Source organism: Micrococcus sp. NPDC078436, assembly GCF_040702705.1.
GTDB lineage: Bacteria > Actinomycetota > Actinomycetes > Actinomycetales > Micrococcaceae > Micrococcus.
This window is the reverse complement of the sequence record NZ_JBFBLX010000001.1, coordinates 149,338-169,038: the sequence shown is the minus strand read 5'-3', so window position 1 is coordinate 169,038 and position 19,701 is coordinate 149,338. Positions and strand designations below refer to the sequence as shown.

Annotated in this window: 17 protein-coding genes and 1 tRNA gene; 2 read left to right on the top strand and 16 right to left on the bottom strand. The window is 74.6% G+C overall.

The window, feature by feature from the left end; translation table 11 throughout:
• Positions 1-95: 95 nt before the first annotated feature.
• The 12 genes from atpB to argS form a co-directional block, all read right to left on the bottom strand.
• Positions 96-896 (bottom strand): F0F1 ATP synthase subunit A, encoded by an 801-nt coding sequence (gene atpB / locus AB0302_RS00775; protein ID WP_319075346.1) that lies wholly within the window; start codon positions 894-896, stop codon positions 96-98.
• Positions 897-1,150: 254 nt separating this feature from the next.
• A complete protein-coding gene (locus tag AB0302_RS00770) occupies positions 1,151-1,582 on the bottom strand; it encodes a hypothetical protein (protein ID WP_319075347.1) in 432 nt (143 codons plus the stop codon).
• A complete protein-coding gene (locus AB0302_RS00765; RefSeq protein ID WP_319075349.1) occupies positions 1,579-2,697 on the bottom strand; it encodes an MraY family glycosyltransferase in 1,119 nt (372 codons plus the stop codon). Before AB0302_RS00765 ends, AB0302_RS00770 begins: the two co-directional genes overlap by 4 nt.
• A gap of 9 nt (positions 2,698-2,706) precedes the next feature.
• Positions 2,707-3,507, bottom strand: coding sequence for an L-threonylcarbamoyladenylate synthase (locus tag AB0302_RS00760; protein WP_248115167.1), 801 nt, complete (start codon positions 3,505-3,507; stop codon positions 2,707-2,709).
• The gene (locus tag AB0302_RS00755) at positions 3,495-4,457 is read right to left on the bottom strand and encodes a HemK/PrmC family methyltransferase (RefSeq protein WP_298984695.1); all 963 of its coding nucleotides are present in this window, start codon (positions 4,455-4,457) and stop codon (positions 3,495-3,497) included. The genes AB0302_RS00760 and AB0302_RS00755 overlap by 13 nt, the downstream gene beginning before the upstream one ends.
• Positions 4,454-5,545 carry a peptide chain release factor 1 gene (gene prfA, locus AB0302_RS00750; protein WP_298712992.1) on the bottom strand — a complete coding sequence of 364 codons (1,092 nt, stop codon included), beginning with the start codon at positions 5,543-5,545 and terminating at the stop codon, positions 4,454-4,456. Before prfA ends, AB0302_RS00755 begins: the two co-directional genes overlap by 4 nt.
• Positions 5,546-5,676: 131 nt before the next feature.
• Positions 5,677-7,788 carry a transcription termination factor Rho gene (rho, locus tag AB0302_RS00745; protein WP_366370235.1) on the bottom strand — a complete coding sequence of 704 codons (2,112 nt, stop codon included), beginning with the start codon at positions 7,786-7,788 and terminating at the stop codon, positions 5,677-5,679.
• A gap of 318 nt (positions 7,789-8,106) precedes the next feature.
• Entirely contained in the window at positions 8,107-9,060 is a 954-nt protein-coding gene (gene thrB / locus AB0302_RS00740) for a homoserine kinase (protein WP_319075351.1), read from the bottom strand.
• Between the two features lie 4 nt (positions 9,061-9,064).
• Positions 9,065-10,177, bottom strand: a complete 1,113-nt coding sequence (gene thrC, locus AB0302_RS00735; protein ID WP_319075353.1) for a threonine synthase — start codon at positions 10,175-10,177, stop codon at positions 9,065-9,067.
• 3 nt (positions 10,178-10,180) lie between these two features.
• Positions 10,181-11,521 (bottom strand): homoserine dehydrogenase, encoded by a 1,341-nt coding sequence (locus tag AB0302_RS00730; RefSeq protein WP_298712981.1) that lies wholly within the window; start codon positions 11,519-11,521, stop codon positions 10,181-10,183.
• Positions 11,518-13,005, bottom strand: coding sequence for a diaminopimelate decarboxylase (gene lysA, locus AB0302_RS00725; RefSeq protein ID WP_366370234.1), 1,488 nt, complete (start codon positions 13,003-13,005; stop codon positions 11,518-11,520). The genes AB0302_RS00730 and lysA overlap by 4 nt, the downstream gene beginning before the upstream one ends.
• 8 nt (positions 13,006-13,013) lie before the next feature.
• Complete coding sequence (gene argS / locus AB0302_RS00720) at positions 13,014-14,684, bottom strand: arginine--tRNA ligase (protein ID WP_366370233.1); 1,671 nt, start codon at positions 14,682-14,684, stop codon at positions 13,014-13,016.
• A gap of 133 nt (positions 14,685-14,817) precedes the next feature.
• Between argS and AB0302_RS00715 the strand changes: the two genes are divergently transcribed.
• Positions 14,818-14,893, top strand: a tRNA-Arg gene (locus AB0302_RS00715).
• A gap of 73 nt (positions 14,894-14,966) precedes the next feature.
• Positions 14,967-16,124, top strand: a complete 1,158-nt coding sequence (locus AB0302_RS00710) for a hypothetical protein (RefSeq protein WP_366370232.1) — start codon at positions 14,967-14,969, stop codon at positions 16,122-16,124.
• A gap of 21 nt (positions 16,125-16,145) precedes the next feature.
• Here the strand turns inward: AB0302_RS00710 and AB0302_RS00705 are convergent, their stop codons facing one another.
• From AB0302_RS00705 to AB0302_RS00690, 4 genes are read right to left on the bottom strand one after another with little or no spacing between them, the layout of a single operon-like run.
• Positions 16,146-17,321: a ThiF family adenylyltransferase gene (locus AB0302_RS00705; protein WP_366370231.1), complete on the bottom strand. Its 1,176-nt coding sequence runs from the start codon at positions 17,319-17,321 to the stop codon at positions 16,146-16,148.
• Position 17,322: 1 nt separating this feature from the next.
• Positions 17,323-18,153, bottom strand: coding sequence for a thiazole synthase (locus tag AB0302_RS00700; RefSeq protein ID WP_366370230.1), 831 nt, complete (start codon positions 18,151-18,153; stop codon positions 17,323-17,325).
• Positions 18,146-18,391: a sulfur carrier protein ThiS gene (thiS, locus tag AB0302_RS00695; RefSeq protein ID WP_366370229.1), complete on the bottom strand. Its 246-nt coding sequence runs from the start codon at positions 18,389-18,391 to the stop codon at positions 18,146-18,148. The genes AB0302_RS00700 and thiS overlap by 8 nt, the downstream gene beginning before the upstream one ends.
• The gene (locus AB0302_RS00690; protein WP_366370228.1) at positions 18,388-19,698 is read right to left on the bottom strand and encodes an FAD-dependent oxidoreductase; all 1,311 of its coding nucleotides are present in this window, start codon (positions 19,696-19,698) and stop codon (positions 18,388-18,390) included. Before AB0302_RS00690 ends, thiS begins: the two co-directional genes overlap by 4 nt.
• Between the last annotated feature and the right edge of the window lie 3 nt (positions 19,699-19,701).

Here is a 19,701-nt window from a genome sequence, read left to right as displayed (position 1 = left end):
GCCCGGGCGGCGCCCGTGGGGCGCTCCGAGTGGTCGGGTGGCGGCGAACCGCCGGACCGTGGCGACGATCTCGGATGAGGTCGCCGCCCGGCTGGTCAGTGGTCGTTCGCGTCGATCGCGCCCTGCACGTAGATGGCGGTGAGGAGCGTGAACACGAACGCCTGGAGGTACATGATGAGCAGCTCCAGGAAGTAGAGGGCCACGGAGCCGAGGATCACGAGGATGCCGGTCCCCTGCAGCGCGAGGTTGTGCGTCTGCGTGATCAGGAAGGCGGCGCCCGCGCCGGCGAGCATGACGATCATGTGGCCGGCGAGCATCGTCGCCATCAGACGCAGGGAGTGGGTCAGCGGACGCACGAGGAAGTTGGAGATGAACTCGAGCGGCACGAGCAGCGGGAGGATCCAGCCCGGCACGCCGCTGGGGACCACGGCGAGCTTGAGGTAGCGCGGGCCGTGGTGGCGCAGGCCGACGCCGATCCAGATCACATAGACGATGAGCGCGAGGCCGTAGGCGGCGCCGGCGTGGGAGAAGGAGGGCAGCTGCAGCAGCGGGATGGCGCCGAACAGGTTGTTCACCAGCACGAAGAAGAAGAGGGCGAACAGCAGGGGCACCCACTGCTTGAAGTGCTTCTCCCCCAGGATGTCCTTGGCGATGGAGTTGCGCACGAAGGAGTAGCCCGACTCGGCGAGCCACTGGGCCTTGCCCGGCACCAGCTTCGGGCGGCGCATCGCCCACGCGAAGAAGCTCGTGATGAGGACGACGCTCAGGAGGACGAGCAGCATCTGCTTGCCGAAGCCCGTGCCGTAGTGACCCATCCACGGGAAGATCTCCGGGAGGTGGCCGTCACTGATGGACGGGGGCACGAATTCCTTGGTGGCCAGCACGAGGGGTAGCACGCGGTTCCTCTCCGAAGTGATGCGTCGACTGGACGGCGGCATCGCCCCGTGCCGCGCTCGAGACCCGCGTCGATGCGGGGCTGAGAGGCGGTGCCGGAGGCGAGAGGCGGCACGAACATGCCGTCGAAGTGTTCGCTGGCAACGATACCAAACGGCGGCCCTTGTTCCGTACCGCACACGCGGCCCGCTGGCCAGGCGTCATGCACCGTCGATCGCGCCCTCCGCGGCGGGCGGACGGCCGGAGGCGCCGCGGCTCAGTCCGCGTAGATGGAGCGGCGCGTGCGGGCGAAGACGAGCACCTCGGCGGCCTGCCACGCCACGATCACCACGAGGGCGGCGACGGCGGCCGGCGTCGCCTCGAGCCACCCCGGCCGCGGCGCCATCCCGACCAGGATGCCGAACACGGCGATCTTCACCACGAACATCCCGATGCTCACCGGGAGCACGGCCTCGCGGGCGTGGTCCCACGCGAGCGCCGTCGTCGCGCCGGTGACCGCGGAGAGCGCCAGCACGATCCCCCCGCCGGTGAGGACAGAGGGCACGCCGCCGGGCCCGGAGAGGGTCAGGAACGCGAGCGCGGTCAGCGCGAGGGCGGCGCCGGCGCCGCACACGCTCCACCAGAGGATCCCCCACCACCCCGCGCGGTTCTCCCAGCGGCGGCGTGGTCGGGCGGTGCGGGCGGTCATCGGACCTCCTGGTCGGGGCGGGCGTCACGACGACGGCGCGCGAGGGGCCGCAGCGTGAGCCACCCGGCTGCGGCGAGCGCGAGGGCGAGCACGGGGAGGACGATCGCGTCGTCCACGAAGTTGAGGGACACCACGCCCCAGGCCACGAGGAAGGCCCACAGCCACAGCAGCCAGACCGCCTGCGCGTGCGTGTACCCCCCGTCCACCAGCTTGTGGTGCAGGTGGCCGCGGTCCGCGGAGAAGGGGCTCGTGCCGCGGGCCGTGCGGCGCAGCACGGCGAGCACGAGGTCGGCCAGCGGCAGGGCCAGCACGGCGAGCGGCAGGAGGATGGGCATGTAGGCCGGCACGTTGCGGAAGCGGAGCCCGGCCAGGGAGTCGAGGTCCGCGGTCACGGCGACGGCGGCCGAGGCCATGAGCAGGCCGAGCAGCAGCACGCCCACCTCGCCCATGAAGATGCGGGCCGGATGGTGGTTGGACGGCAGGAAGCCGATGCACGTGCCGATCAACAGGGCCATCAGCAGCGTGGCGAGGTTCGAGTAGTCGAACTGGTCGATCGTGCGCGTGAGCAGGTAGGAGTAGACGAAGAACGCCGACCCGCCGATGAGGGCCATCCCGGCGGCCAGCCCGTCCAGCCCGTCCACGAAGTTGATGGCGTTCATGGTGAGCACGATGGCGAACACCGTGAGCCCGACCTGGACCGTCGGACTGCCCACGGGGATCCATCCCACCGGCATGGCCTCGATCCGGATCCCTCCGAACGCCACGGCGAGGGCCGCGGCGCACTGGCCGAGCAGCTTGATCCACCAGCGCAGGTCCCACAGGTCGTCGGCCATGCCCACGAGGATCACGATCCCCACCGCGACGAGCAGTCCGCGCACGGCGGCATCGTCGGTGAAGATGCCGTGGAAGAAGGGGACGGTGCCGGCCGTCGCGAGGCCGATCAGCACCGCGGCCGCCATCGCCACGCCGCCCAGCTTGGGCACGGGGGCACGGTGCATGTCCCGCTGGCGGGCGGGCGTGTACACGTGCGCCGCGGTGCCCACGCGGCGCACGAGCGGCGTCAGTGCTGCGCACGCGACGGCGGTGACCACCACCACGAGGAGGTAGGCGCGCATGGGCGGGGCTCAGGCCTCGCGGGTGTCGGACGCCCCGGGCTCGGCGGCGGTCGGCGCGGGCTCGGCCGATTCGACCTCGGCGGCGGTCGTCGCAGGGCCGTCGGCGCCGCCGGTGCCCTGCGGCGTCAGCATGGCCTCCGGGACGGGCGGCTCCTCGCCCTCCGCCAGCAGGTCCGGCACGATCTCGCGCAGCTCCTCGAGCGGGACGGCGCCCTGCCGGGCCACGCGGAACGGGGTCACGGTGCAGTCCACGATCGTGGACGGCGCCTGCTCGGCGCGGTCCCCCGCATCCAGGTACAGCGCGACGGACTCCCCGAGCATCTCCTGCGCGGCCACCGCCGTGGTGGCCGCGGGCAGGCCGGTGCGGTTGGCGCTCGAGACCGCCATGGGCCCCACGGCGTAGAGCAGCTCGCGGGTGACGGCGTCGTCCGGCACGCGCAGTGCCACGGTGCCGCGTGTCTCCCCCAGGTCCCACGTCAGGGTGGGCTGGGACTTCAGGATCAGGGTGAGGGCGCCGGGCCAGAAGCGATCGGCGAGCTCCTCGGCCTCCGCGGGGACGTCGTAGGCCAGCCCCGCCATCACCTTGGCGTCCGCGATGAGCACGGGCGGCGGCATGGTGCGCCCCCGGCCCTTGGCGGCGAGCAGCACGGCCACGGCCAGGGGGGAGAAGGCGTCCGCGCCGATCCCGTACACGGTGTCCGTGGGCAGGACCACACACGCGCGGTCGGCGAGGACCTCGCGGGCCCGGGCGATGCCCTGTTCCAGCGCGGCGGGGTCGGAGACGTCGAAGAACTCACTCACGGCGCCCATTCTTCCACTACTGTCCCGCGGGACGGGCCCCGGCTCGCCCCGCCCGCCGCGGGACGGTCCGTGCGCACGGCGCCGATCCAGCGGTCACGGCCGGTCAGGTCCTGGTGGACCCGCACGTCGGAGAACGCCCCGGAGTCGAGGAGGGCCGCCGTCAGCGCGGCCCCCTGGGTCTCGTGGTGCTCCATCGCGAAGACGCCGCCCGGGCGCAGCAGGACGGCCGCGCGTCCGGCGATCCCCAGCGGGAGGCGCAGCCCACGGTCGTCTCCCCCGTACAGCGCGCGGGGCGGGTCCGCCAGCGCCTCGGGCTGCACGGCGAGCTCCGCCTCCGGGACGTAGGGAGGGTTGGACAGGACCACGTCCACGACGCCGGCCAGGTCCTCCCCCGCCAGCAGCGCGTCCTCGTGGCGCAGGTCCACGCCCCACGGCTCGAGGTTGCGCCGCGCCCACGCGTGGGCGGCGTCGTCCAGCTCGACGGCGGTGACCGCCACGTCCCGCCCGTGCGCGCGGGCCCACGCGGCGAGCGCGGCGGCGAGGGCGCCCGAGCCCGTGCACAGGTCCACCGCGCGGGCCGGGCGGTCGAGGGCCCTGAGCGCGCGGACGCCCTCGGCGGCGAGGAGCTCCGTCTCCGGCCGCGGCACGAAGACGCCGGGACCCACCGCGAGGTCCACCCCGTGGAAGTGCGCCACGCCGGTGATGTGCTGGAGCGGGTCGCGCCGCACGCGCCGGGCCACGGCGAGCTCGAAGCGCCGGGCCTGGTCCTCGCTCGGGCGCGCGCCGGCGAAGACGCGGGCGAGGGCCACGCCGCGGTCGGCCTCCATCACCGGGGCCAGGAGGGCCTCGGCGTCGGCGCGTGGGGCCTCGACGCCGGCCTCGGCCAGACGGGCGACGGCGACCCGCAGCAGCTCGGACCACTCGGGGAGCGCCCCCGTGTCGCGCGGCGCGGTGCTCACGCCCCCTCCCCCAGGGCGGCGAGACGGCGCTCCTCGTCGAGGGCGATGCAGGAGGCGACGACGGCCTCGAGCTGGCCGTCGAGGACGGCGTCGAGGTTGTGCGCCTTGTACCCCGTGCGGTGGTCGGCGATCCGGTTCTCCGGGAAGTTGTAGGTGCGGATCCGCTCTGAGCGGTCCATCGTGCGCACCTGGGCGGCGCGCGCGGCGGAGTCCTCGGCCTGCTGCTCCGCGCGCTGCCGTTCGAGGAGCCGGGAGCGCAGCACGCGCAGCGCCGCCTCGCGGTTCTGGATCTGCGACTTCTCGTTCTGCATCGAGACGACGATGCCCGTGGGCACGTGGGTGAGCCGGACCGCCGAGTCCGTGGTGTTCACGGACTGACCACCGGGGCCCGAGGAGCGGAACACGTCCGTCTTGACGTCGTTCGGGTCGATCTGGACCTCATCCGGGGCGTCCACCTCGGGCAGCACGAGGACGCCGGCGGCGGAGGTGTGGATGCGCCCCTGCGACTCGGTGACGGGCACGCGCTGGACCCGGTGCACGCCGCCCTCGAACTTCAGCCGGGCGTAGACGCCCTCGGCCGGGTCCGTGGCACTGCCGCGGATCGCCACGTGGACGTCCTTGTAGCCGCCGAGGTCCGAGTGGGTGGCGGAGAGGACCTCGGCCTTCCAGCCGCGGGACTCCGCGTAGCGCAGGTACATGCGCAGCAGGTCGCCGGCGAAGAGGGCCGCCTCCTCGCCGCCCTCGCCGCCCTTGATCTCCAGGATCACGTCGCGGGCGTCGTCCGGGTCGCGCGGGATGAGCAGTCGGCGCAGCCGCTCGGCGGCCTCCGCCTCGGCGGCCTCGAGGCCGGGGAGCTCCTCGGCGAACGCCGCGGCGTCGTCGCCGCCCTCCCCCGCGAGCTCCCGCGCGTCGGCGAGGTCCGCCGCCGCGACCGTCCACACCTCGTGCGCGGCGGCGACCGCGCCGAGCTCGGCGAAGCGCCGGCCCAGGCGTCGGGCGAGCGCCGCGTCCGCGTGCACGGCGGGATCCGAGAGCCGGCGGGTCAGCTCGCGGTGTTCGTCCAGCAGCGTCTGAACGGAGTCGAACACGTCGGTCAGGCCTCTCGTCGTCGGAAGGATGGGGCGCCGTCGTCCCTCGGGGCCGGCGCGGCGCCCCACCACGACGGCCCCGCCCCGCGCCGGTCAGGTCGCGGGACGGGGCCGAGGCGGTCACGCCGGGATCAGTCGTCGCCCTTGGCGCCGGGCGTGTTCTTGGAGACCATCATGAGGAACTCCGCATTGGACGCGGTGTCCTTGATCTTGTTGGTCAGCAGCTCGAGGGCCTGCTGCTGCTCGAGGCCCGAGAGCACACGACGCAGCTTCCACATGATCTTGATCTCCTCGGCGGAGAGCAGGGCCTCCTCGCGGCGCGTGCCGGACGCGTTGACGTCCACGGCCGGGAAGATGCGGCGCTCGGCGAGCTGGCGGGACAGGCGCAGCTCCATGTTGCCGGTGCCCTTGAACTCCTCGAAGATCACCTCGTCCATGCGCGAGCCGGTCTCGACGAGCGCGGTGGCCAGGATGGTCAGCGAGCCGCCGTTCTCGATGTTGCGGGCGGCGCCGAAGAACTTCTTCGGCGGGTACAGCGCGGAGGAGTCCACGCCGCCGGAGAGGATGCGGCCCGAGGCCGGTGCCGCCAGGTTGTATGCGCGGCCCAGGCGGGTCATGGAGTCCAGGAGCACGACGACGTCGCGGCCCATCTCCACGAGGCGCTTCGCGCGCTCGATGGCGAGCTCGGCCACGGTGGTGTGGTCGTCGGCCGGGCGGTCGAAGGTGGAGGCGATGACCTCGCCGGCCACCGAGCGCTGCATGTCGGTGACCTCCTCGGGACGCTCGTCGACGAGCACCATCATGAGGTGCACCTCGGGGTTGTTCGTGGTGATCGCGTTGGCGATCGACTGCAGCACCATGGTCTTGCCCGCCTTGGGCGGGGAGACGATGAGGCCGCGCTGGCCCTTGCCGATGGGGCTGACCAGGTCGATCACGCGCGGGCCCACGAGCTTGTGGTCCGTCTCCAGGCGCAGGCGCTCCTGCGGGTAGAGCGGCACGAGCTTGGCGAACTCCACGCGGTCCGGGTTCTCCGTGGCGGGCACGCCGTTCACCGTGGTGATCTTGGCCAGCGCATGGAACTTCTGGCGGTTGCCGCTCACGCTCTGCGAGGGCTTCTCGCCCTCGCGGGGGGCACGGATCGCACCTACGACGGCATCGCCCTTGCGCAGGCCGTAGCGCTTGACCATGGCCAGCGAGACGTAGACGTCGTTGTTGCCGGGCAGGTAGCCCGAGGTGCGCACGAACGCGTAGTTGTCCAGCACGTCGAGGATGCCGGCCACGGGCTGCAGGACGTCGTCCTCGGCCAGCTCGACCTCGTCCACCTCGGGGTTGTTGCGGCCCCGGCGGACACGGCCGCGCTCGTTGCGATTGCGACGATTGCGGCGCCCGCCCTCGTCGTTGCGGTCCTCGCGGCGGGAACGGCCGGAGCCGCCCTCGGAGCGGTCGCGGCCGCCGTCGTCGCCACGGTCGTTGCGATCCCGGTCGTTGCTGCGGTCACGATCGCGGTCCCCGCCACGGTCACGATCGCGGTCGTTGCGCTCGCGGTCCCCGCCACGGTCACGATCGCGGTCGTTGCGCTCGCGGTCCCCGCCACGGTCACGATCCCGGCCTCGGCCACGTCCGCGGCCGGAGTCCTCGCGGGTGCCCTCACGCCCGCCGCGGTCGTCCTCGCCGGAGGCCGAGGAGTCCTGCTCGCCGCGCTCGGCGGCGCGGTCCTCGCCGGAGGCGGCGTCGGCGTCCTCGGAGCGGCCGCGGGCGTCCTCGTCCCCGGCGCGACGGCGGCCACGGCCCCGACGCTCCTGGCGGGAGTCATCGCCGCGGGTGTCGTCGGCACGGGTGTCCTCGCCGCGGGAGTCGCCGCCACGGGCGGTCTCCACGGCATCCTGCTCGGCGCGCTCGGCGACGGGGGCCGTCTCGACGGAGCCCGAGGACTCCGCGCGGCGGGAGCGGCGGCGGGCCGGACGCTCGGCGGGGGCCTGCTCGGCGTCGCCGGAGGCGGCGGGAGCGGCGGCCGGCGTGTCAGCGGGCTTCTCGACCGGCTTCTCCGCGCGGGCCGCGGCATCGCGGTCGGCGACGGAGCCGCCGCGCTGATGGTCGGAGATCGCGGTCACGAGGTCCGACTTGCGCATGCGCGAGCCGCCCGTGATCCCGAGCTGCGAGGCCAGGGCCTGCAGCTGCGCGAGCTTCAGCGAGGCAAGGCCTCCGCCGGTGGTCGGCGTGGACTGTTCCGTGGATTCGGTCACGAAGGTTCCTTCTCCCTCGACAGCAGCTTCGGGGGCGCGGTGCGCGGTGAGGCTGCAGTGTGCGTCCGGCCGGGCACGCAGTGGTGCCCTGAGAACCGGGTCTGATGGTCTTCCCTGGGGTGGCCCCTCCCCGGCTCGCGCGCAGTCACTGCGTGGCGGAGCGGAGGAGCCGGAACTCGACCGGGCCGGGAGGCGGGGTGGCGACGCGCTCCGTGGATTCCACGGAAGCGGGGTGCCGCGTCCACTCAGCCGGCGGCGGGCTGGCGCGCGATCCTCACGAGGATCCCGCACCGGCGACGAGGCCGTGGGCCGGCCAGGTCAGCCGCGGTGGAGTGCTTCCACCCTAGCACCCTCGGTGGCCACGCCCGGCACCAGCACGCGCCACGCACGGCCCGTCTCCGCCGTCAGCGCACGGGCCGCGGCGGCCGCCTCCTCCCCGGCGCCAGCGCCGTGGGCGAGGACGAGCACGGTGGGACCGGCCCCCGAGACGACCGCGGCGTGGCCGCGGGCGCGCAGCCCGGCCACGAGGGCCGCGCTGTCCGGCATCGCCGCGGCGCGGGCGTCCTGGTGCAGCCAGTCCCGCGTCGCCGGCAGGAGCAGTTCGGGCGCAGCGGCGAGCGCGTGGACGAGCAGCGCCGCACGGCCCGCCTGCGCCGCCGCCACCGCGTGCGGCACGGTCGCGGGGAGCGCGGCGCGCGCGGCGCGCGTGGAGAGCTGCACGTCCGGGATCGCGATGACCGGAGTGAGGTCCGGGTGCAGGGTCAGGGGCGCCGTCTCGAAGCCGTCGCCCTCGTCCCGCGTCCATGAGACGGAGGCGCCGCCCGCGAGGGCGGGCGCCACGTTGTCCGGGTGTCCCTCTCGCCGGGCCGTGGCGTCCAGCAGCGCCGCGGTGGGCAGCCGCTCCTCCTCCGGCAGCAGCGCCTCGGCCGCCACGCACGCCGCCACCACGGCCGCCGCCGAGGACCCGAGCCCCCGCGCATGCGGGATCCGGTTGACGGCGCTCAGGCGCAGCCCCGGCGCCCGGAAGCCGCGGAGCCCGAGGTGCTCGTGGGCCAGGCGAAGGATCAGGTGGCTCCCGTCGGTCGGGAGCGTGCCCGCCCCCTCCCCCGTCACGGATGCCCGGTCCGGGCCGTCCACGACGCTCAGCCGGACCTCGTCCCTCAGCTCGACGGCCAGGCCCAGGGAGTCGAAGCCGGGACCGATGTTGGCCGACGTCGCCGGGACCGCGACGACGGACTCGGCACCGACGGGGAGCTCACGCAGCGCAGCCATGCGCTCAGGCGAGCCCGAGGGCGTCGGCCACGGTCACGACGTCGAACGGCACCGAGCGGGGCGTGATGTCGTCGCCCTCCGCCGTCTTGAGGGCCCACTGCGGGTCCTTCAGGCCGTGGCCCGTCACGGTGATGACCCAGGTCTTGCCCGCGGGGACGTCCCCGGCGGCGTGGTGCTTGAGCAGGCCCGCGACGCCCGCGGCGGAGGCCGGCTCCACGAAGACGCCCTCCTTCGAGGACAGCCAGCGGTGCGCCGCGAGGATCTCCTCGTCCGTGACCGAGTCGATCAGGCCGCCGGAGGCGTCACGCGCCGCCGTGGCCATGTCCCACGAGGCGGGGTTGCCGATGCGGATGGCGGTGGCGATCGTGTCCGGATCGGTGACGGGGTGGCCGAGCACGATCGGGGCCGCGCCGGCGGCCTGGAAGCCCCACATCACCGGGGTCTTCGTGGCCACGGCCGGCAGCTCCTCGTCCGAGGTGCCCGGGTGCGGGTTCACGTAGGGGCGGGCGTACTCCTGGTAGCCCTTCCAGTACGCCGTGATGTTGCCGGCGTTGCCGACGGGCAGCAGATGGTAGTCCGGGGCGTCGCCCAGGAAGTCCACGACCTCGAAGGCACCGGTCTTCTGGCCCTCGATGCGCGCCGGGTTCACCGAGTTCACGAGGAACACGGGGTAGTTCTCGGACAGCTTGCGGGCCACGTCGAGGCAGTCGTCGAAGTTGCCCTGCACCTGGAGGAGCTCGGCGCCGTGCGCGACGGCCTGGGACATCTTGCCCATCGAGATCCGGCCCTCGGGCACGAGGACAGCGCACGTGATGCCGGCCTGGGCCGCGTAGGCCGCGGCCGAGGCGGAGGTGTTGCCGGTGGACGCGCACACCACCGCCTTCGCACCGTTCTCCACGGCGGCGGTGATGGCCATGGTCATGCCGCGGTCCTTGAACGACCCGGTGGGGTTCATGCCCTCGAACTTGACGTGCACCTCGCCCTCCACGAGCGCGGAGAGGTGCGGCGCGCGGATGAGCGGGGTGCCGCCCTCCCCCAGCGTGATGACGCGGGTGTCCTCGGTGACGGGCAGGCGGTCGGCGTACTCGCGGATGACTCCGCGCCACTGGTGGGCCATGGTTCAGTTCCCTTCGACTTTCAGGACGGAGACGACCTCATGGACGGCGTCCAGGGCGGCGAGCGCGTCCACCGTGGCGTCGAGGTCGCGCTGGCGCGCTCGGTGGGTGATGAGCCGCAGCGAGGCGCCCGGGGCGGCGGCGCGGTCGGACTGCACCTGGCGCAGGGTCTCGAGGGACACGCCGTGCTCCTCGAACACCGCGGCCACCCGCCGCAGCACGCCGGGCTCGTCCGCCACGTGCAGCACCACCATGCAGGAGGTGCTGGCCTCGGCGGCGTCGAGGGCGGGGAGCTGCGCGACGGGGGTGCGCAGCCGCGCCGGGCCCCCGCGCACGATGCGCTGGGCGATCGAGACGACGTCGCCCATCACGGCGGACGCGGTGGGCGCCCCGCCCGCGCCGGGACCGTAGAACATCAGCTGGCCGGCGTTCTCCGCCTCCACGAACACGGCGTTGTACGCGCCCCGCACGGAGGCGAGCGGGTGCTCGCGGGGAAGGAGCGTGGGATGCACGCGCAGCACGGCGCCGGACGTGCCGTCCTCGGCGGTGGCCCGCTCCGCGATCGCCAGCAGCTTGATGACGTAGCCGGCGTCCGCGGCCGCCGCGTTGTCCTCCGCCGTGATCGCGGTGATGCCCTCCACCGCGACGTCGTCCAGCGTGTAGGGCGCGCCGAAGGACAGCGTGGCCAGGATCGCCGCCTTCGCGGCGGCGTCGAGGCCGCCGACGTCGGCGGTGGGGTCCGCCTCCGCGTAGCCCAGGCGCTGCGCCTCGGCGAGGGCGTCCGCGAAGTCCGCGCCCTCGGTGTCCATGCGGTCCAGGATGAAGTTCGTGGTGCCGTTGGCGATGCCCATCACGCGGGTCACGGTGTCGCCCGAGAGCGAGTCGCGCAGGGGGCGGAGGATGGGGATGGCGCCGGCCACGGCGGCCTCGAAGCTCAGCTGCGCGCCGGTCTCGGAGGCCAGGGCGAACAGCTCCTCGCCGTGCTGGGCCAGCAGCGCCTTGTTGCCCGTGATCACGGAGGTGCCGGCGGCCAGGGCGCGGCGGATGAGGGTGCGGGCGGGCTCGATGCCGCCCATCAGCTCGATCACGATGTCCGCGCCGTCCACGAGCGCCTCGGCGTCCGTGGTGTACAGCGCCGGGTCGGCCCGCCAGTCGCGCTCGGCCCCGCGGGAGCGCACCGCGATGCCGGTGAGCTCGAGCGGGGCGCCCACGCGGTCGCGGAGCGCCTCGGCGTCCTCGGTCAGGATGCGCGCCGCCTGGGAGCCCACGGTGCCGCCGCCCAGCAGGGCGACCTTGAGGGCGGCGGGGCCGGATGCCGCAGGGGCGTCCTGTGCAGGGTTCGTCATGCTCGGGTCTCCTCGTTGTGGGGATCCGCCTCGCGGGCGAAGAGGTCGTCCTCGGTCTCGCGCCGGATGATCACCCGGGCGGCGCCCTCGCGCACGGCGACGACCGCCGGGCGCGGCAGCGCGTTGTAGTTCGAGGACATCGCGTGGGTGTAGGCGCCCGTGGCGGGCACGGCGAGCAGGTCACCGCGGCCCAGGTCGGCCGGCAGGTAGACGTCGCGCACCACGATGTCGCCGGACTCGCAGTGCTTGCCCACCACGCGGGAGAGCACCGGCTCGGCCTCCGAGGTGCGGCGCGCCGAGACTGCGGTGTAGTCGGCGTCGTAGAGCACGGGCCGCGGGTTGTCGGACATGCCGCCGTCGACGGCGACGTACCGGCGCGAGGCCGTCCCGCCGTCGGGGGCGTCCGCGTCCACCGTCTTGGTCACGCCCACGGTGTACAGCGTCAGGCCCGCCGGCCCGGAGATCGCGCGGCCGGGCTCGAGCGAGATGCGCGGGCACGCCAGGCCGAGGCGCTCCACCGCCCTCTGCACGTCCGCCGCGAGGGCGTGCGCGATCTCGGCGGCCGGGCGCGGGGAGTCCACCGCGGTGTAGGCGATGCCGTGGCCGCCGCCGAGGTCCAGCTCGCCCAGCTCCACGCCGTGGCGCTCCTTCACCTCGGCCAGGAACGCGAGGACGCGCTCGGCGGCCAGGCCGAAGCCGTCCGCCTCGAAGATCTGCGAGCCGATGTGGCAGTGCACGCCCAGCAGCTCGACGCCCGGCGCCGCCAGGGCGGTCTCCACGGCGACGGCGGCCGGGGAGCGCCCGGCCGCGTTGCCGTCCGCGTCCTGCACGGACGGGGCGAGCGAGAGGCCGAACTTCTGGTCCTCGTGCGCGGTGGCGATGAAGTCGTGCGTGTGGGCGTGCACGCCCGGCGTCAGGCGCAGCATGACCGGGGCGGTGCGGCCCGTGGCCTCCGCGAGCGCGGCGAGGTGCGTCAGCTCGTCCACCGAGTCCACGATGATCCGGCCCACGCCGACCTCGAGGGCACGGCGCAGCTCGGCGTCGGACTTGTTGTTGCCGTGCAGGCCGATGTGCGCGGGGTCGACGCCGGCGCGCAGGGCGATGGCCAGCTCTCCGCCCGAGGCGGTGTCCACGCGCAGCCCCTCCTCGGCGGCCCACCGGGCGGTGGAGACCGTGAGGAAGGACTTGCCGGCGTAGTACACGTCCGCTCCCCCGCAGAGCTCGCGGAACGCGGCGTCGAAGCCGTCGCGGAAGGCGCGGGCGCGAGCACGGAAGTCGTCCTCGTCGATCACGAGCAGCGGGGTGCCGAACTGCTCGGCGAGCGCCGAGGCGGCGATCCCCTGCACCGTCAGCTCGCCGGAGGCGTCGCGGTCCACGCCGGCGGCCCACAGGACGGGCTCGAGGCGGTCCGGATCCCCGGGCGCAGGCAGCCAGGCGGGGGCCAGCGGGGAGGCGGCGAAGGCGCCGTCGTTCGTCGTCGCCACCCGCGCGCTCACATCGTCTCCGGCGCGGACACGCCGAGCAGGCCGAGGCCGTTGGCCAGCACCGTGGTGGTGGCGTCGTTCAGCCACAGGCGGGTGCGGTTCAGCGTCTCGACGGGACGGGGCGTGCCGTCGTCGGTGGGCAGCGGCACGATCCGGCACGCGGCGTACCACGCGTGGTACGCGCCGGCGATCACCTCGAGGTGCCGGGCCACGCGGTGCGGCTCCCGCAGGCGCGCCGCGGACGCGACGACGGCGGGGAACTCCGCCAGCTGGGCCAGGAGCTCGGACTCGGTCTCGTGGGTGAGCAGGGCGCCGTCGAACTCCGTGCGCTCCACGCCGTGGGCCACGGCCGTGCGCGCCGCGCCGCGGGTGCGGGCGTGGGCGTACTGCACGTAGTACACGGGGTTGTCGTTGGTGTTCGAGCGCAGCTTCTCGGGGTCGATCGTGATGGGCGAGTCGGCCGGGTAGCGCGCCAGGTCGTAGCGCAGCGCGTCCTTGCCGAGCCACTCGACGAGGTCCTTGAGCTCGATGATGTTGCCCGCGCGCTTGGAGAGCTTCGCTCCGTTCACCGAGATGAGCTGGCCGATGAGGATCTCGATGTTCTTCGCGGCGTCGTCGCCGGCGGCGGAGGCGATCGCCTTGAGGCGGTTCACGTAGCCGTGGTGGTCGGCGCCGAGCAGGTAGACCTTCTCCTCGAAGCCGCGGTCCCGCTTGTCCAGGTAGTAGGCGGCGTCGGCGGCGAAGTACGTGGGCTCGCCGTTCGCGCGGATGAGCACGCGGTCCTTGTCGTCGCCGAAGTCGGTGGTCTTCAGCCACACGGCGCCCTCGCGGTCCTCGATGTGCCCCTGCTCGCGCAGACGGGCGACGGCGGACTGGATGGCGCCGGACTCGTGGAGGGTCCGCTCCGAGGTGAAGACGTCGAAGTGCACGCCGAACGCGGTGAGGGTGTCCTTGATGTCCTGCATCTGCAGCCGGTAGGCGGTCTCGCGGACCACGGGGCGAGCGGCCTCGTCCGTCAGCTCGCGCACATCCGGGTGCTCGGTGAGGACCGCGTCGGCGAGGTCCTTGACGTAGCCGCCCGGGTAGCCGCCCTCCGGCACGTCGCGGCCGTGGAGGCGCGCGAGGACCGAGTCGGCGAAGACGTTCATCTGGTTGCCGGCGTCGTTGACGTAGTACTCGGCGGTGACCTCCGCGCCCGAGGCGCGCAGCAGGCGGGCGATCGCGTCGCCGAGCGCGGCCCAGCGGGTGTGGCCGATGTGCAGGGGGCCCGTGGGATTGGCGGAGACGAACTCCATGTTCACCACGTGGCCGGTCAGCGCCGTGTTCCGGCCGTAGGACTCGCCGGCCTCGACGATCTGGCGGGCCAGCTCGCCCGCGGCGGCGGCGTCCAGGGTGATGTTCAGGAAGCCCGGGCCGGCGACGTCCACGGAGGCGATGCCCTCGGCGGCGGCGAGGCGCTCGGAGAGCAGGGCGGCGAACTCCCGCGGGGCCATCCCGGCCTTCTTGCCCAGCTGGAGGGCGACGTTGGTGGCCCAGTCGCCGTGCTCGCGGCTGCGGGGTCGCTCCACCTTCACGCGCGCGGGGGTGATCTCCTCCCGCAGCGCGGCGGGGAGGTCACCGGCGTCGACGGCGGCGTTGAGGACGGCGGACAGCAGGGCGGAGAGGTCTTCGGGCTTCACCCGGGCAAGTCTAGTTTGGCGGCGGGCGCCGTCCGTGCGGGTGAAGGCGGGAGACCCGCCGGGCCGGCCGGACCCATGGTGTAGTGTTGGGGAGTCCGCCGCGCGATCGACTCAGCCGCGCGTGCGCACCCCCGCCTCCGTAGCTCAGGGGATAGAGCGTCTGCCTCCGGAGCAGAAGGTCGTAGGTTCGAATCCTATCGGGGGCACCAGCCACGGGCGGCCACCACACGGTGGCCGCCCGTCGTCGTCCCCGCCCCGCCGGCATCGTGAGAACCTGGAGCAATGCCCCAGGTCACATCCGCCAGCCCAGTCCCGACCCCGACGTCGGAGCCCGCGTCCGCCCTGCGCCCCACCTCGGCGCTCGGGATCGCGGCCACGTTCATCGGCACCACGATCGGCGCCGGCTACGCCTCCGGCAACGAGATCCTGCAGTACTTCGTGAGCTTCGGGCTCTGGGGCGGAACGGGGGCGCTCATCATCGCGGGCGCCCTCTTCTTCCTGCTCTCGGCCATCGTGCTGCGCCTGGCGCAGACGCTGCGCACCACGGACATCCACCGGCTCGTGAACCCCACGACGTCGCGCATCCCCACGTGGTTCGCGGACCTGTGCATCACCACGTCCCTGCTCGGCACGCTCGTGATCATGCTGGCCGGGGCCGGCGCGGCGGTGCAGACCTCCTTCGGCCTGCCGCACCTCGTGGGGTCCCTGCTCATGGCGGGCGTCTGCGTCGTCACCGTGCTGGCCGGCATCAGCGGACTCGTGAAGGTCCAGGGGATCGTGGTGCCCCTGATCATCGTCGTCGCCGTCGGCGTCGCGTGGTGGGGGCTCGCGCACCCCGCTCCCCCCGTGGCCGACGTCGCCGCGCTGGTGACCTCGTCCCCGCTGATCAACCAGTGGTGGGTCTCCGGCATCCTCTACGTGGCGTTCAACGTCCAGCTCGCCTACGCCGTGCTGGCCCCGATCGGCAAGGAGAGCTCCTCGTCCGGCCGCACCCTCGTCGCCGGCGCCGGGCTCGGGGCGATCGGACTCGTGGTCATGGCCGGCGCGATCATGGTCGCGATGAGCGCCCACGCGGACCTCATCGGCCGCGCCGAGCTTCCCATGGTGGAGCTCGCCGCCATGATCGGCGGCTGGGCCGCCCTCCTGTACACGGTCATCCTCCTGCTCGCCCAGTTCACGACGGCGGTCTCCTGCCTGTACGGCGGCGTGGAGCGCCTGAAGATGCTCAGCAGCCTCCAGGCCGTGCCGGGCTGGGCGATCGCCGTCGCGACGGCGATCGCGGCCACCCTGCTCTCGAGCGTCGGCTTCTCCCAGCTCGTGGGCACCGTCTACCCCGTGCTCGGCTACGCGGGCATCGTGATCGTGGTGATGCTCGTCATCACCGGGATCATCGAGCGGACCACGGTCCGCCGCCGGGCGGCGCGGGCCGCCCGCACCTGAGCCTCGCCACGGCGTCGACGCTCAGCCCCCCTCCCGCTCCCACGCCGCGTACCCGCCGGACAGGGAGAGCACCCGGCCGGTCAGCTCGGGTCGGGCGGCGACGATGAGGTCCCGGGCCTTCGCGGAGCGCACCCCGGCGGCGCAGTGCAGCACCCAGCGTGCCGGCTCGCCGTCCCCCGCGCGCGCCAGGCCTGCCGCAGGATCCCGTTCGATCGCCCCGAGCGGCACGTGGACCGAGCCCTCGATGGCGCCGAGCCGGCGCTCCCAGTCCTCGCGCACGTCCACCACCACGACGTCGCCGCCCGGCTCGGCCAGCGCCCGCGCCAGCGCCGCGGCCGAGACCGCCTCCCCCGCCGACGGGGCCGCGCAGCCGACGTCGCCGCGGACGGCCCGGTGCGCGTCCAGCGAGGTCACGGGCGAGCGGTCCGGATCCGGGGCGAGGGCCAGCGTGGTGAACCGCATGGTCAGCGCGTCGACGGTCAGGAGGCGCCCGAGGAGCGTCTCCCCCACGCCGGCCAGGTGCTTGATCGCCTCCGCCGCCATGAGCGTGCCGATGATCCCCGGCAGGACGCCGAGCACCCCCGCCTGCGCACACGTGGGGACATCGCCGGGCTCCGGCGGCTCGGGGAACAGGTCGCGGTAGACGGGGCCGTGGCCGGCATGGAACACGCTCACCTGCCCGGAGAAGCGCAGGATCGCGCCCCACACCACCGGCATGCCGAGGATCTCGCACGCGTCGGCCACGAGGTAGCGGGTGGCGAAGGTGTCCGTCCCGTCGACGACGAGATCCACCGCGCCGACCAGCTCCAGCGCGTTCTGCACCGTGAGGCGCTCGCGGTGCTCCACGACGCGCAGCTCGGGGTGCAGCGCGCGCATGCGGGCGGCGGCCGAGGCGGTCTTCGGCCGCCCGAGGACGTCCTCGCCGTGGATGACCTGGCGGTGCAGGTTCGAGCGCTCGACGACGTCGTCGTCGATCACGTGGACCTCCCCCACCCCGGCCGCGGCCAGGTAGGTGAGCACGGGCGCACCGAGGCCGCCGGCTCCCACCACCAGCACGCGGGAGCGCAGCAGCGCGAGCTGGGCCTCGGGGCCGAAGCCCTCGAGGGCGATCTGCCGGGAGAAGCGCTCGAGCTGCGTGTCGGCGAGCTCGTCGAGGCCCTGCGGCGCGCGGCGCGCGCGGGGGTCCGCGGCGCTCACCTCACCACCACCCCGTCCGGTCGTCGCCCTCGCCCACGGGGGCGATCCGCCCGGCCATCGGCGAGGACGCCGTGGCGAGCGCACGCGGCGGGATGCGCCCGGCGTGGGCGGCCTCCCAGCCGGACTCGACCGCGAGCGCGAGCGCCCGGGCCATGCGCGCCGGATGCGCGGCGCGCGTGATGGCGGACGCGGCCAGGACGGCGTCGCACCCGGCCTCCATCGCGAGGACCGCGTCCGAGGCGGTGCCCACGCCGGCGTCGAGGATGATCGGCACGGACGCGCGCTCGCAGATCAGCTCGAGGGAGTGGCGGTTGAGGATGCCCAGGCCGCTGCCGATCGGCGAGCCGAGCGGCATGACGGCGGCCGCGCCCGCCTGCTCGAGGCGCCGCGCGGCCACGGGGTCGTCCGAGGTGTAGGCCAGCACGGTGAAGCCGTCGGCGACGAGCCGCTCGGTGGCCTCGAGGGTCTCGACGACGTCGGGCAGCAAGGTGCTCTCGTCGGCGATCACCTCCACCTTGACCATGTCCGTCTCGAGCGCCTCGCGGGCCAGCTGCGCGGTGAGGACGGCATCGCGCGCCGTGTGGCAGCCCGCCGTGTTGGGGAGCACCGCGATGCCGAGACGGTCCAGCAGCGGGATCACGCCCGAGCCCCCGCCCACGGCGTGGCGGCGCATGGCGACTGTCGTGAGCGTGGTGCCCGAGGCGACCAGGGCGGCCTCGAGCGCGGCGAGGTCCGTGATGCCGCCCGTGCCCATGATGAGGCGCGAGCCGATCTCGCGACCGCCGACGGTGAGGGGCGGGACGACGTCCGGTGCTCCCCCGCGCTCAGCCACCCTGCACCGCCGTCACGATCTCGAGACGCGCACCGGCCTCGGGCACGGTGGCGTCCCAGCGGGAGCGCGGCACGACGGCCTCGTCCACCGCGACCGCGACGCCGAGCCGTCCGCCGTCGGCGGCCGTGCCATCGGGGCGGATCTCGCGGCCGGTCAGCTGCGCGACCACCGCGCGGAGGGAGAGCGGCGCGTCGAACGCTCTCACCTCGCCGTTGACCGTCAGGGTGTGCGGGCTCATGCGGGGACCTCCTGCGTGGGGGCGGGGGACGACTCGGCGGACGGCGCCGAGATGGCGAAGCGGTCGGGGCGGACGAGGTCGAGCAGCCCCTCGTCGTCGGCGGTCCAGGCGGGGCCGGCCCCGCCTGGCCTGCCCGGCTCCCCCGCCGCCCGGCGAACCAGCTCCAGCGCGGCGTGCGCCGACCACGCCGCGAGCAGCACCCCGTGCCGGTGGTGGCCGGTGCAGACGATCACGCGGGGCGCATCCGGCAGCGGGCCGAGGAACGGGGCGTCGTCGGGGCTGCCGGGGCGGGCGCGCGTGGTGACCTCCTCAAGCAGGCAGTCCCGGATGGCGGGCAGGATGCGGGCGGCGTCCTCGAGGAGGTCGAGCACGGCGCCGGCGGGGGTGCCGGCCTCGCGGTCCTCGCGGCTCGTCGCGCCGAGCACGAGCCCGCCGCCCGCGCGCGGGACGAGGTACACGGGCCGTCCGCCCACCAGAGCGCGCACGGTCCGGCTGAGCAGGTGCTCCTCTCCCGGGGCCAGCAGGGACGCCGGCACCCGCAGGCGCAGGATGTCCCCGTGCACGGGGCGCAGCGGCAGGGGCAGGGCGGCGGGGTCGCCCCCGAGCGCGGCGTGGCCGAGCCCCGCGGCCAACACGGCGACGTCGGCGGTGATCGGCTGCGCGGTCCCGGCACACCCGGCGGTGGTCACCTCCACCTCCTCGCCCACCTGGTGCACCGTCACGGCACGGGCGGGGACCAGGTGCACGCCGTCGTCGGCGGCGAGGCGCGTCAGGGCCGCGGCACGGGCCCGGCGGGGGTCGAGCTGATCGTCGTCGGGGGCGTCGAGGGCGCCGGCGAGGGCGGGTGAGAGGGCCGGCTCGGCGCGGCGCAGCGCCGCGACCGTCACCGGGGCGACGGGACGCGGCAGCCGCAGGGCGGTGCCGGGCTCCGCGGCGGGGGCCTGATCCGCGCCCGCGGCGTCGACGGACGAGAGCGTCTCGCGCCAGCGCCGCGCGTCGGCGGGCTCGGCGCCCACGAGCCACGCACCCTCCACGCGGTGGCCCGCGGAGGCGCCACCGGCCTCGATCCGGGCGACGAGGTCGCCGGTGAGCGCCCAGGACCGGGCGAGGAGCGCGCCGAGCCCGGACTGCGAGTACTGGGTCTCCCCGAGCGGGGCGAGCATGCCGGCCGCGGCGTGGGTGGCGGCGTCGCCGGCGGCGGGCGCGTCCAGGTCCGGGGCGATCACGGTCACCTCGTGGCCGGCGTCCCGCAGGCGCACGGCCGTCGCGAGGCCGACGATCCCGGCCCCCACCACCACGCAGCGCATGGG